This window comes from Agromyces sp. ISL-38 (genome assembly GCF_018613935.1).
Taxonomy (GTDB): Bacteria; Actinomycetota; Actinomycetes; order Actinomycetales; family Microbacteriaceae; genus Agromyces.
The window spans coordinates 90,276-102,606 of record NZ_JAGGPF010000012.1; the positions used below are offsets into that span (position 1 = coordinate 90,276).

Sequence of the window (12,331 nt, forward strand, 5' to 3'; positions counted from 1 at the left end):
AGGGATCCTGTCGGTACGCGGAGCAGCCACCTCATCGTACAGAATGAGTGCATTGTGAATCTCGGTCTCGTGGTCTCGACGCTCGGCCGCACCGAGCCGCTCGAGCGACTTCTCCGGTCGTTGTCCGCCCAGGTCCGCCCCGATGATCGGCTGGTCCTCGTGGCGCAGGACCACCTCGCCGAGGTCGAGCGTCTCGCCGAGCGTTTCCGCGGCGACGCGTTCGTGATCGAGGTCACGACGTCGCCACGGGGCGCGTCCCGCGGCAGGAACGCGGGCGTCGCGGCCCTTCCTCCGGGAGGCGATCGCCTCCTGCACTTCCCGAACGACACGACCTGGTTCCCCGATGGGAGCCTCGATGCCATCCGTGCGGAGGCATCCGTGCTCGAAGCCGGCGCCCTCACCGTCATCGACGAGCACGGCCCGAAGTTCACGCTGCCCCGCGACAGCTCACCCCTCGATCGCTGGAACGTCTGGACGGTCATCGAGATGGGACTCCTGATCCGCCGGTCGGTGTTCGAGGAGCTCGGCGGATTCGACCCCGACCTCGGCACGGGGGCGCCGTCGCCGTGGCAGGCCGGCGAGGCGACCGACCTGCTGCTCCGGCTGATCGAGCGCAGACCCGACCTCGCCCGGGCATTCGACTGGCTCCCGCCCGACGTCGCGGTCGGCGGCATCGCCGACGCGCGGGGCCTCTCGGCGACGGAGCGACGCCGCAAGCTGCGAGCCTACGGCCGTGGACTCGGCCGGCTCGTGATGCGCCACCGCTACCCGTGGTGGTGGCGACTGGCGTTCGTGTTCGGCGGGATCGCGTTCGGTCTGCGTCACCGCACGACGAACACCGTCGCCGACGGGTGGTGGGTCTTCCTGGGCCGCGCCGAGGGCATGCTCGGGCGCACGATCGGCGGCTCGAGCACGGCGGTGACCCGATGACCGAACCCATGCCGGCTCCGATGCGACTGCGAGGAGCGGCGCTCAGCCTCATCACGCTGCTCGGCGGCGTCTCGCTCGCGGTGATCCCTGCGGCGACCGTCTCGATCTCGTCGCGCCTGTTCACCGTCGACGAGCAGGGCTTCCTCGCCGTCGCGGTGCTCGTTGCCACCTTCGCCGGGCAGCTGACCTTCGCGGTCGTCGTCGAGTCAAGGCTGAGCTCGGCAGCCACCGAGCGCCGCGTCGTCTTCCCCCTCTGGCTCGCCGCGATCTCGGTCGTGACCGCGGTCGTCATCGTGGTCCTCCCTCCCAGTCCCGTCGTGCTGGCCATCGGGCTCCCGATCCTCATCGCGGCGCTCGAGGTGGGCCGTGGAGTGTCGGTCGCCGAACGACTCGACCGCCGCGAGATCGTGGCCTCCATCGCCGTGGGCTCCGGCGCTCTCGTCGGCGTCCTCGCCGGATTCGCCGGGCAGCAGTGGGCCCTCGTCCCCCTCGTCGTCGGCATCGCAGTCGCGACCTGCATCCGCTGCCTGCCGGTCACGCACCGGGCGAGCCGGCCCGAGCCGGCGATCATGGGGTGGGTCATCGCCGACACCGCGATCACGGGCGTCGTCTCCCCGCTGCTGAACGCGATGATCCTCGCGTTCCTCGGTTCCACCGACGCGGTGCTCTTCGCGTCGATCGCGACCGTGTCGGGACTGCTCGCGATCCCACTCAACTTCATGCGGCTCCGCCTCCTCAAGGAGCACTCACTGCTCGACATCGTCGTCTCGGCGGCATCCGTGCTCGCCGCGGTGGTGGCGCTGCTCGTGCTCGAGCTCGCCGGCGCCTTCGGGTTCGTCTTCGGCGAGGCGTGGGCGGGGTCGGCGACGATGGTCCCCCTCCTCTTCGCGTGCGCATGGCGGGCCGCATCCCTCGCGACGACGATCCCGTTCGCGGCCCTCCGGCGCGCGGGCGCCGTGCGACTGCTCACCGGCCTGCGGGCGATCGTGTCCGTCGTCACGTTCGCCCTCGCCGCGGCGGGCCTCGCCCTCGAGAGCCTGCCAGCGGTGTTCCTCGGGCTCCTCGTCGCCGAACTCGTGTCGGCGGTCGTGTACGAGGTCGCACGACGTCGCCGTCTCGTGCGCGGCATCCGTGCGGCCGCCGCCGTCGAGGCCGGAGGTGACGCGTGAAGCGCGTGCTCGTCGACCTGCTCTTCTTCACCGGAACGAAGGGCGGCATGGAGTCCTACGTTCGGGAGGTGTACTCGCGACTCTCCGCCGACGACACCGAGCTCGAGTACATCGCCCTCGCATCGAGCGAGTTGGCTGCCGCCGACGTCTCGTGGTTCCCCGGCAGGGTGATCGACTCGGGCGTGAGCGGCGAGAATCGGGCCGCGTGGGCGCGCGGCGAACTCTTCTCCGTGGCGCGGGCGGCACGGCGGCACGGCGCCGACCTCGTGCACTGCCCGGCGAACTTCGGCCCGATGCGGTCGCGCGTTCCGGTGGTGCTGACGCTGCACGACCTGCTCGCGTTCCGGCACCCCGAGTACGTTCCGGGCGGGCACTCGCGCATCATCCGCACGATGATCCGCCTCGCGGCGCGTGCAGCACGGCGCATCATCACCGCGAGCGAGGCATCGCGGGCCGACATCGTCTCCCTCCTCGGCGTCTCCCCTGAGCATGTGATCCTGACGCCGCTCGCCGGGTCGACGCCCGCCGGCGTCGCCTCCGCGCGTCGGCTCGACGCCCAGCTGCTCGCCGTCGGGAACCGGATGCCGCACAAGGGGTTCGAGACCCTGCTCGAGGCGCTCGCCCGCATCGACCCCGAGCGCCGGCCCTCCCTCGTCATCACCGGCAGCCACGGCGAGGATCCGCTCGCACCCGTGGTCGAGCGGCTCGGACTCGGCGACCACGTCGACCTGCGCGGCTGGCTGAGCGGCGCCGAGCTCGAACGGTTGTACGCGGAGTCGACCGCGCTCGTGTTCCCGACGCGGTTCGAGGGCTTCGGCCTTCCGCCGCTGGAGGCCATGACCCGCGGCTGCCCGGTGATCGTCTCCGACATCCCCGTCATGCACGAGATCGCGGGCGATGCCGCCGTCTACGCCGACCCCGCCGACCCCGACGCGATCGCTCGCGCGATCCGATCCGTACTCGACTCACCGGCGGAACGCAAGCGGATGTCCCGCGCCGGCCTCGCCCGTGCTGCGGCGTACTCATGGGAGAAGACCGCCGCCGCCACGCGTCGGGCCCTGCTCGAGACGATCTCCTCGAGCGTCACCGACCGCTGACGGCGCGCCAGCGGTCGAGGATCTCCTCGACCGACCGCTCGAGTGACTGCTCCCGGCGTTCGCGCTCGAGCCACGACGACGTCGACCGGCGCAGGTCGTCGCCGCCCAGCACCGCCCGTACGATCGCATCGCCGAGCACGCCGGGCGCGACGGATGCCGCGACGAACCCGTTCTCGCCGTCGACGATGAGCTCGGCGGCGGCATTGTCCTCACCGGCGACGACCACCGACGGGGTGCCGTGCGCCGCGGCCTCCGCGACGACGAGGCCGAAGCCCTCCCTCGCCGACGGGTTCACGAGCACGGCCGCGGTCGCGAGCAGGGCTTCGAGCTCGGCGTCGTCGACCCTGCCCACGAACCGCACCACATCGGCGACACCCGCGGCGTCGGCCGCGTGACGAGCCGCTTCGGTCTGGGGGCCGAATCCGGCGACGACCGCCGCGAGATCGGGGATCGACTCGCGCGCCGCCGCGAGCGCCGCCGGCAGCGCCGCGAGTCGCTTGTCGGGGATGTGCCGTCCGACGAAGAGCACCACGGGCGGCGTGGACGGAGCCGCCGAGGCATGCGCCGCGTCGCCGACGAGGTCGACGAGGCCGAGCACGACCGGGTCGGCGCGCCGTCGATGGCGCAGGAGGCGCGACCGCGTGAAGACGCTGTTCACGATCTGGAAGTGACCGATGTTCACGCCGAGCCATTGGAGTGCGAAGGCGGCAGTGCCGACGACGACGCCCGAGTATTCGCGCCACTTCCGCCACGGCCAGATCTCAGGCCAGTCGGTCGCGACCACGGTGCGAGCCCCGAGCAGCGCGAGTCGCACCGCGAAGACGTTGAGGACCGGAAGTGCGGCGACGATGACGAGGTCGTACGCGCTGCGGCGACGAACGAAGTGACGGAACAGCGAAGCGGCGAATGCCACGGCGCTCGAGATGGTGCGCGTTCCGCCGGCATCGGCGATCTCACCACTCCAGACGCCGATCACGGAGAATCCGGCGTCCGCACCCGCGTCGCGTCCCCGGCGCGACACGTAGTCGACCGCGCTCCCCCGTCGGGCGAAGAGCTCCGCCAGGCGGCGATAGACGCGCTCGGCGCCGCCCGTGTCGACTGGGAACACGCAGTCGTATGCGATCGCGATCCGGGGCTCAGCCACGCGCCGATTCCCCTGCCACGGCAACCGGCGTTGCGACCGATGCGTCGATGTGTTGCTCTCGTCGCGCGAGCAGGTGCGAGGCTCCGCCGACGAGGATGACGAGGGCGAGCGAGGCCACCGCGTACGCGGCGACGAGCACCGGCCAACCGAGCGGGGGTTGCCACTGCGGATCGGACAGCATCTGGCCGAGAGGCGATTGCCCACCGATCACGTAGCGGACCAGCACGAGGCCGAAGGCGAGCACCCCGTAGCCCGCGAGCAGAGCAGAGCAGATCCAGGCGGCACGGGGAGCGAGGAAGCCGATGGCCGGGGTATCCCGACTGAGGACCCAGGCCGCGATGATCGTGATGCCGAGGTAGAGGAACAGCCCGTAGCGCCCCTGCCAGATGATGCCGGTCTGGTGCACGCTGTAGCCCTGCACGAGGGCGGGAACGAGCAGCGCGGCGAGCACGACGGCCGCGAGCGTGACGACGCTCCTCCACCGGGTCGTCATGAACGCCAACACGACGAGCACCGCGAACGCCGCGATGAACAGCCAGTAGGTCCACAACGGCAGCGGCGTATCGAGCCAGCCGAAGTACCCGATCGCCTCCTGCACGTAGTCGGGGGTGATCCGGACGACATGCGAGAAGCCCCGGAGGAACGACGCGCCCACGAGCGGGGCGTCGGATGCCTCGGCCTGGCTGGAGAGGCTGCCGCCCCACAGGGTCCAGCCGATCGAGAACACGCCGCCGGCGGCGATGGCGCCGAGCCACCAGTAGCTCGCCGCGGTGGAGAGCAATCGTCTGACTGGCTGCCAGCCGCTCGCCAGAAGACAGAGCGCCACGACCACCACCAACCAGAGAGGCCCGAGCGCCCGCGCCGTGACCAGCACGATCGACGCGATCGTCAGCCCCGCCCAGAGCCGGTTCCTCGAGATGGACGGCCCCTCCGCGGCGTCGCGGAACGTGTCGAGCAGCCGCAGGGTGCCGGCCCACACCGCCACGGCAGCGGCGAGCTCGGCACCGTTCGGGTTGACCGCACCGATGAGGAACATGCACATCGGCGCCGCGGCGAAGGCGATGCCGAGCGGCATCCATCGTGAACGGGCACCCGACGTCGCCACCAGGAACGCCCAGGCGAGCAGGGCAGCGCCGAGCAGGGAGCTCGCGATCCGCATCGCGTAGATGGCCGCGTTTCCGTCGAAGAGCAGGCTCGGCCACCCCACGAGGTAGTAGTACACCGGGTTGTAGGCCCCGACCCACGTGTTGAACCAATCGAGCCCCGAGGCATCGCCCAGCTCGACGCCGCACGACGCGGGCGTGTCGGATTGCGTCGCGAAGCAGTTCATCTGCGGGTCGTATTCGTACCCATGGGGAAGGTCGACCACGATGTGCCTGACCTCGGGAACGGTGTAGCCGACCACTTGGCCACGCACCTGCGCGATGGCCTTGAGGGCATGGGCGTTCTCATCGGGAACGCTGAAGACCGGCGAGGCGAGCGACCAGAGCACTCCGAGCCACGCGAACACGGCGAACGGCGCGAGAAACCACATCGGCCCGTGCCGCTCGGGCCGAATACGACCCGACGACTCTCGATCGGGTACGCCGCGCAGCAGCGTTCGGTCGGAAGGTCGAGTCAACTTGTCTCTCAGGTCGGATGGAGAGGTGTGCGAGGAGTGGCTGCCGTCCGGGGCATCCGACGGTCGCCCCAATTCTATGGGCTCGCCCGAAACGCCTCGTTCGACCCTCCGGCCGAGCTCTCGATCAGCGGCGGCGGACCGGAACGGCCAGAATGCCGAGGAACATGCCGGCCATGATGGTCTGCACACCGAGGATCATGAGCAGCGCTGCCGGCACCGCGAGACGGACCGTGTCGGCGAGGCTCTGCTCGCCGAAGCCCGACGCACCCCACGCGACGAACTGCACGATGCCGATCACGAATCCCACCATGAAGAGGGCGAGCCCGATCAGGGCGCCCGACTCGAGCGTGGCGCGTTCGGCGATCCGCTCGAACGCTCGGCTCCGTGGAATGAAGAAGCCCTCGTGTCGCGCATAGAGCTTGGCGAGGAGCGCGAACAGCACCGCCTGATAGCCCACTGACGTCAGCGCGAGCAGGTACACCTGCGTCGAGACGTTGAACCCGACCGAGCCGACCTCGACCGGACCGAATGCGAGCACGGTGCTCCCGATGAGTCCGAGGAGGAACGCCGCGGCGCCGGGGTACAGGAACAGCCAGCGCGGGCTGAACAGGAGGAGGAAGCGGAGGTGGCGCCATCCGTCACGCCAGCTGCGAAGGTGCGGGGGCCGCGACCGGCCGTCTTTCTTGAGCGTGGTCGGGACCTCGCTGATCTTGAGACCGGCGAGCGTCGACTTCACGACGACCTCGCTTGCGAACTCCATGCCAGTCGTGATGAGGCCGATCGAGAGGATGGACTCGCGGTTGAATCCGCGCAACCCGCAATGGAAGTCGCGGATCTGCGACGGGAAGAACAAGCGGCCGATGAACGTGAGCACCGGGTTGCCGAGGTACTTGTGCAGCGGGGGCATGGCTCCCGGCTCGATCCCGCCGCGGAAGCGGTTGCCCATCACCAGGTCGTCGCCCGCACGAAGCCGTTCGACGAACGGATCGAGATTCGAGAAGTCGTAGCTGTCGTCGGCGTCGCCCATGATGACGTAGCGACCGAGCGAGGCCTCGATGCCGCCCATGAGCGCGCTTCCGTAGCCCTTCGCCACCACGTCGACGACTCGCGCGCCGAGTTCACGGGCGATCTCCTGGGATCCGTCGGTGCTCCCGTTGTCGGCGATGACGACCTCGCCGACGACACCAGACCGCTCGAGATACCCCTGGGCCTTCCGGATGCAGACGGCGAGCGTCTCGGCTTCGTTCAGGCAGGGCATGACGATCGAGAGTTCGACCGTGGCAGTGGTGGTCATGGGGTCCTTCGTGATGGGTGACGAGCCATTCTAACGGAGCTCGCCGACGCGTCCGTCGCCCGGCTCTGAGGGCGATTCCGCCGCCCTCGAAGGCGGGTTCGGCATGCGAAGCGACCATCCGACGGCGATCGCCGCGCTCACCGCGGTGCCGACGATGACGCCGACAGCCGCGCCGCTCGCGCCGCCGAGGCCCGGCGACGCGACGGCCATGGCGAGGATGCCGAGCACCGAACCCGCTCCCGCCGCGATGGTCGCCGGCACCGTACGCCACGACGTGATGAGGAACGAGGAGGCGATCAGGCCGACCGAGAAGAAGAAGACCCCGATGAGCAGTAAGCGCATCAGGGGAACGGCTGCGTCGAAGCCGGGGCCGTAGAGCAGGGGGATGAACCACGGGGCGATCCAGGCCACCGTGCCGAACGCGACCACGAGCACTCCCGTCATGACCGACAGCACCTGAAGGTGATGTCGCCGAGCCTGGACGGGATCCTCTTCGAGCCAATGGGCGTATCGGGGAATCAGCACCTGGCTCACGGCCTGGGCGAGCATCGAGGCGGGAGTGGCGAGCGCGATCGCAGCTGCGAACATCCCCGACTCCTCGGCGCTCGAGGCGGCGAACGCCCACACCATCGAGAACTGGATGAGCCCGTTCGTCGCGATGAGCCCGAGGGAGTTCCACGCGACGAGGTGCCAGATGTCGCCGGGCACGGTGGTCCGGTCGGGCGCCAGCGCTCGCCCGGTCCGTCGCATGGCCGGCACCGCGGCGAGCGCGAACAGGGCATAGCCGATCGTCAACGGCCAGAGCAGCAACGCCGTGGCGCCGAGCGCGATCACGACGGCGAGAAGCCCGATGCTGACCGCTGCGCTCACGGAATCCCACACCGCCGCCGCCGTGACCTGTCCGAGCCCCATCCTGATTCCGCGCGTGAGGATGTAGGCCGACCATGCGAGCGTCAGGGCCACCATGCCGACGGTCTCGGCCGGCTCGGTGCCGATGACGATCACGGCGACGAGCACGCCGATGATCGAGATGCCCAGGCACGCCAGCCCGGTCGACTTCCAGACCAGGCCGAGCACACGCTGCGGAGCGCGGTCGTTGCGCACCGCCCGGGCGAGGAACGTGCCGGCGGCGTTGCCGGCGGCCGTCGGCCAGAGCAGCGAGAGGATGATCGAGAGCGAGATCAGCGTGTTGACGAGCGCGAGCGGTTCGGCTCCGACGAATCTCGCGATGAGAATGGAGTAACCGAATCGGGCGAGGCCCTGGACCGCGACGCCGACGGTCGACAGCACCCCCTGTCGGATGAGGGAGGATTGAGCCACCCGAGAATGGTATCCCCGCACAAGCGGAGCCGAGGAGCGCCCAGACGACATGACATTCGACATCATGATGCCCTTCTATGGTCGTATCGACCATTTCCGCATCGCCGTGGAGAGTGTCCTCGCCCAGACCGACCCCGACTGGCGCCTCGTCGTGATCGACGACCACTATCCCGACGCGAGCGCCGGCGAATGGCTGCTCAGCCTCGGCGATCGCCGGATCGAGTACGTGCGCAACACCGAGAACCTCGGGATCAACGCGAACTTCCAAGAAGCGGTCGACCGGTCGCGCGCCGAGTGGTTCACGATCTTCGGATGCGACGACGCCCTGCATCCCGGCTACGTCGAGCACATGCGGTCGCTCGCCGTGTCCTTCCCCGACGCGGCCATGCTCCACCCCGGGGTGCGGATCATCGATGAGAACGGCGCGGCAGTCCGAACCCTCGTCGACTCGGCGAAGTCCTTCTACCGGCCGAAGGCATCGTCGCCGATCGTGCTGTCAGGCGAGATGCTCGCAACAAGCGTCACCCGCGGCAACTGGATGAACTTCCCCTCGGTCGCCTGGCACGGACCGCGAACCCGGGCCACCGGGTTCCGTGCCGGCTACGAGGTGGTCCAGGATCTCGCGCTCGTGCTCGACCTGTGCGAAGCCGGTGGATCGCTCGTCGTCGACGACACCGTCGAGTTCGACTATCGACGGCACGCCGGAAGCGTCTCGTCGTGGAAGGCGGTCGACGGGAGCCGCTTCCGCGAGGAGGACGAGTTCTTCACCGAGCTCGCCGAGAGATTCGAGGCGCGCCACTGGCACCGCGCCGCTCGGGCTGCTCGTTTCCACCTCTCGAGCCGCGTGAATGCGCTGACCCGCATCCCCTCGGCACTCAAGGCGCGCGATCGATCGGGATTTCGCATCCTCATCGGCCACGCCTTCGGCAGGAGCCGCTGACCGCTGCTCGAGGAGCATGCAACCCGCGCGTCACGGGCGTTGCGGAACCACCTCGAGGATCGTCAACTCGCCGTCGTCTGCGAGGTCGAACTCGTCGACCGGCACGAGGCATGCGCTCTCGACGACACCGGTCTCGTCGGCAAGCACGAAGTCGACATTTCGCTGGGCGAATGCGGAGCACGCATCGAATGTGACCAGGATCTGGTCGGGCGCCGGATTCGTGACCTGCGGCTCACCCACGGCGGGCGTCCATCCGATGCCGGCCAACCGATTCCACTCGAACTCGTACGCTCCGGTCGGGTCGACCAGCCCCCACATCTCCTCCGATGGCGCACCCTGGAATCCGTTGAACGCCTCGACGCCGGACTCGAGCAGCAGCGCACTGGTGAGCCGACCGCCGACGCCGACCCAGGTCGCCCCGTCGGCGCCCTCATCGAGTTCGCGGACGGCGGCCGAGGCATCCGTCTCACGGAGATCCAGCACACCGCGATAGACCGGATTGACGGTCGCACCGCTGATCACGCCGATGACCACGAAGATCGCGACGGCGGCAACCGGCCGGGCACGGGCGATGAGGTAGATCACGGCAGCCGACATGGGGGCGAGGATCCACCAGAACCTCGCCGCAGCCAGTTCACCGGGCGATGCGAACCACACCGCGATGGCGATCGCCGCTTGCGAGGCGAGGTAGAGAGCTGCGAGGAGACCGGCGAAGAGGCGCCCTGGCCGACGATCACGTGTCAGCTCCCTGATCAGGATCACCATGATCACGATCGAGGCGAACCCCACGCCGAGCCGCAGCCGGCCCGGCAAGGTGCGGTCGAGGAAGAGCAGATGCGCCACCGCATCCCAGCCCGGGATGAAGATGAACGCCGCGATCACCAGCACCGACGCCGAAGCGCCGACGAGCATCCATGGGAACGCCAGGGTGCGCCGCCAACGGACCAGCAGCCACACGACGACCGGGATCAGGAGCGCGCCGACGTAGAAGAACGTCGATGCCTCGGACGAATTGAGCCCGATCCATCCTCCCGCCTTGAGCGAGAGGGCGAACGATGACGACAGGATGGAAGCGAGCTCGAGTCCGTTGCCCTGTCCGGTGGCGAAGAGCCGCTCTCCCGGGTACGCGGTGCCGAGGAACGCCTCGACCGTCGCGGACTTCTCGACGAGCCAGGCCAGGGTGATCGCCGAGCCGACCACGCCCGCGACGAGCACGGGAGCAACGCGGAGTGCGATGCGGCGGTATCCGATGCCGTCTCTCCTCGCTTCGATGACCGCTCCGACGACCGTGAGGGCGCACACGAGGACGATCGGGATGATGAACGGCACGTAGATGCCCATCGCCATCACGACGGTGAGGTACGCGAGGATCCCGCTCAAGACGAGCGGGGCGACTCGAGTCGATGCGCGCAGGCACCAGATCACCGTCGTGAGCAGCGCGAATCCCCAGACGACCGGCCAGAGCGTCGTCTGCAGGAACCACCACTGGAAGAACGGACTCAGGAAGAAGCCGCCCGCGATGCCGGCGGCGAGGAACGGCCTCCTCGGCAGGATCGTGACCGCGAAGCAGTACACCGCTGCGATGAGCGCGAGGCCCGGAAGCCACCATTTCAGCGCGATCGCATGATCGACGTCCGAGAACAGGAACCCGAGGAGGTGAGGGCGGAACGCGACCGACCAGTCGGCCCGCGGAAGGTCTTGCGGGATGGTCGAGTCCATGCCGCCGGGGAAGGTGTGGTTCTCGACGGGCAGTCCCTGTTCGGCCTGGGCGATCGCCCACACCGTCTGCACAGCCCACTCGTCACCGCGCACGAGCTGCGGCGTTCCCGCGATGAGGTCGGGGTCGGCGCTCTCGTGCAACTCCGAGTAGAACGCACCCGACGACGAGCCGTTCAGCGAGAGCCCCACGAGGATCGTGCCGATGACGGCGAGCAGCAGGGGAAGCGCGACGAGCACGCGGATGGCCGGAAGTCCGTCGGGGCGCGGCGTCACCCAGCGATCGACCCGGTCGCGCCACGCCTGTCGGTTCCCGATGACCGGTCGCCGCGCCGGCGCCTCGACGGTCACGCGCGATCCCCTCGCTCGGGGCGTTCCGACGTCCATCGGTCGACGGCCGCTTGCAGCTCGGGGTCGGAGATGCCCTCCAGGCTCGCCTCCTCGCCGGCGTAGATCGATCGCAGCGCCGCGACCAGCTCGGCGGCGACGCCCGACCGCTCCATGCCGATGACGTTCGCCCCCCGCACCATCGCCGGGTTCCCGAAGGCCTTCGCGAACGGGGGGACGTCGCGAGTGACGACCGACGACATGCCGATCATCGCGCCTCGTCCGATCGTGCGGAACTGGTGCACCGTGGTGCCGAGGCCGAGGTTCGCCTTCGCCCCGATGTGCACGTGACCGGCGAGCAGGACGCTCGAAGCGAGCGTCACGCCGTCGTCGAGACGGCAATCATGGGCGACATAGGCCTGGTTCATGATGAACGCGTCATCGGCGATCTGCGTCTGGTGCTTCCATCCCTGATGGATCTGCGCGTACTCACGCACCACGTTGCGGTCGCCGATGCGCACCCCGGCCGCGTCGACCGATCCATCGAGATCGGTCGGATGCGCGAACCCGCGCACCTCTGGCGGCGCGCCGATGACGACGCCGGAGCCGAACCAGTTGTCGTCGCCGATCTCGACGGGGCCCGTGATCACGGCGAAGGCACCGATCGTGTTGCCGGAACCGAGCCGGACGTCGCCCGTGAGTTGGGCAGTGGGGTGTATCGAGTTCACGTCGACCTTCCTGAGTCGATCGGCGCGTCTCTCGCGCGAGAAGGT

10 protein-coding genes are annotated in these 12,331 nt (G+C 69.3%); 4 read left to right on the forward strand and 6 right to left on the reverse strand.

The window, feature by feature from the left end; translation table 11 throughout:
• The first annotated feature begins 54 nt into the window (after nt 1-54).
• Genes J7E25_RS14480 through J7E25_RS14490 form a run of 3 tightly spaced genes read left to right on the forward strand, consistent with a single transcriptional unit; the run spans nt 55 to nt 3,196 of the window.
• Nucleotides 55-930: a glycosyltransferase family 2 protein gene (locus tag J7E25_RS14480; RefSeq protein WP_214870863.1), complete on the forward strand. Its 876-nt coding sequence runs from the start codon at nt 55-57 to the stop codon at nt 928-930.
• Entirely contained in the window at nt 927-2,099 is a 1,173-nt protein-coding gene (locus J7E25_RS14485) for a hypothetical protein (RefSeq protein ID WP_214870864.1), read from the forward strand. The genes J7E25_RS14480 and J7E25_RS14485 overlap by 4 nt, the downstream gene beginning before the upstream one ends.
• Complete coding sequence (locus J7E25_RS14490; protein WP_214870865.1) at nt 2,096-3,196, forward strand: glycosyltransferase family 1 protein; 1,101 nt, start codon at nt 2,096-2,098, stop codon at nt 3,194-3,196. Before J7E25_RS14485 ends, J7E25_RS14490 begins: the two co-directional genes overlap by 4 nt.
• Here the strand turns inward: J7E25_RS14490 and J7E25_RS14495 are convergent.
• The 4 genes from J7E25_RS14495 to J7E25_RS14510 all read right to left on the reverse strand — a co-directional run bounded on the left by J7E25_RS14495 (nt 3,183) and on the right by J7E25_RS14510 (nt 8,575).
• On the reverse strand, nt 3,183-4,340 hold the full coding sequence (locus J7E25_RS14495; RefSeq protein ID WP_214870866.1) for a glycosyltransferase family 4 protein: 1,158 nt from the start codon (nt 4,338-4,340) through the stop codon (nt 3,183-3,185). The genes J7E25_RS14490 and J7E25_RS14495 overlap by 14 nt on opposite strands.
• Nucleotides 4,333-5,874, reverse strand: a complete 1,542-nt coding sequence (locus J7E25_RS14500; RefSeq protein WP_214870867.1) for a DUF2142 domain-containing protein — start codon at nt 5,872-5,874, stop codon at nt 4,333-4,335. The genes J7E25_RS14495 and J7E25_RS14500 overlap by 8 nt, the downstream gene beginning before the upstream one ends.
• A 211-nt stretch (nt 5,875-6,085) precedes the next feature.
• Nucleotides 6,086-7,255, reverse strand: a complete 1,170-nt coding sequence (locus J7E25_RS14505) for a glycosyltransferase family 2 protein (RefSeq protein ID WP_214870868.1) — start codon at nt 7,253-7,255, stop codon at nt 6,086-6,088.
• Between the two features lie 30 nt (nt 7,256-7,285).
• Nucleotides 7,286-8,575, reverse strand: coding sequence for a lipopolysaccharide biosynthesis protein (locus J7E25_RS14510; protein ID WP_214870869.1), 1,290 nt, complete (start codon nt 8,573-8,575; stop codon nt 7,286-7,288).
• A 49-nt stretch (nt 8,576-8,624) separates the two neighbouring features.
• Here J7E25_RS14510 and J7E25_RS14515 point away from each other — a divergent pair, with 49 nt between their 5' ends.
• The gene (locus tag J7E25_RS14515) at nt 8,625-9,515 is read left to right on the forward strand and encodes a glycosyltransferase (RefSeq protein WP_214870870.1); all 891 of its coding nucleotides are present in this window, start codon (nt 8,625-8,627) and stop codon (nt 9,513-9,515) included.
• Between the two features lie 30 nt (nt 9,516-9,545).
• Here the strand turns inward: J7E25_RS14515 and J7E25_RS14520 are convergent, their stop codons facing one another.
• Together J7E25_RS14520 and J7E25_RS14525 are read right to left on the reverse strand one after the other, a co-directional pair.
• On the reverse strand, nt 9,546-11,582 hold the full coding sequence (locus J7E25_RS14520; protein WP_214870871.1) for a hypothetical protein: 2,037 nt from the start codon (nt 11,580-11,582) through the stop codon (nt 9,546-9,548).
• Nucleotides 11,579-12,286 carry an acyl-ACP--UDP-N- acetylglucosamine O-acyltransferase gene (locus tag J7E25_RS14525; protein ID WP_214870872.1) on the reverse strand — a complete coding sequence of 236 codons (708 nt, stop codon included), beginning with the start codon at nt 12,284-12,286 and terminating at the stop codon, nt 11,579-11,581. Before J7E25_RS14525 ends, J7E25_RS14520 begins: the two co-directional genes overlap by 4 nt.
• Between the last annotated feature and the right edge of the window lie 45 nt (nt 12,287-12,331).

Excerpts from the sequence above, each read along its gene's own strand:
- J7E25_RS14485 (WP_214870864.1), top strand. The coding sequence starts at position 927 with ATGACCGAACCCATGCCGGCTCCGATGCGACTGCGAGGAGCGGCGCTC.
- J7E25_RS14500 (WP_214870867.1), bottom strand. The coding sequence starts at position 5,874 with ATGTGGTTTCTCGCGCCGTTCGCCGTGTTCGCGTGGCTCGGAGTGCTC.
- J7E25_RS14505 (WP_214870868.1), bottom strand. The coding sequence starts at position 7,255 with ATGACCACCACTGCCACGGTCGAACTCTCGATCGTCATGCCCTGCCTG.
- J7E25_RS14515 (WP_214870870.1), top strand. The coding sequence starts at position 8,625 with ATGACATTCGACATCATGATGCCCTTCTATGGTCGTATCGACCATTTC.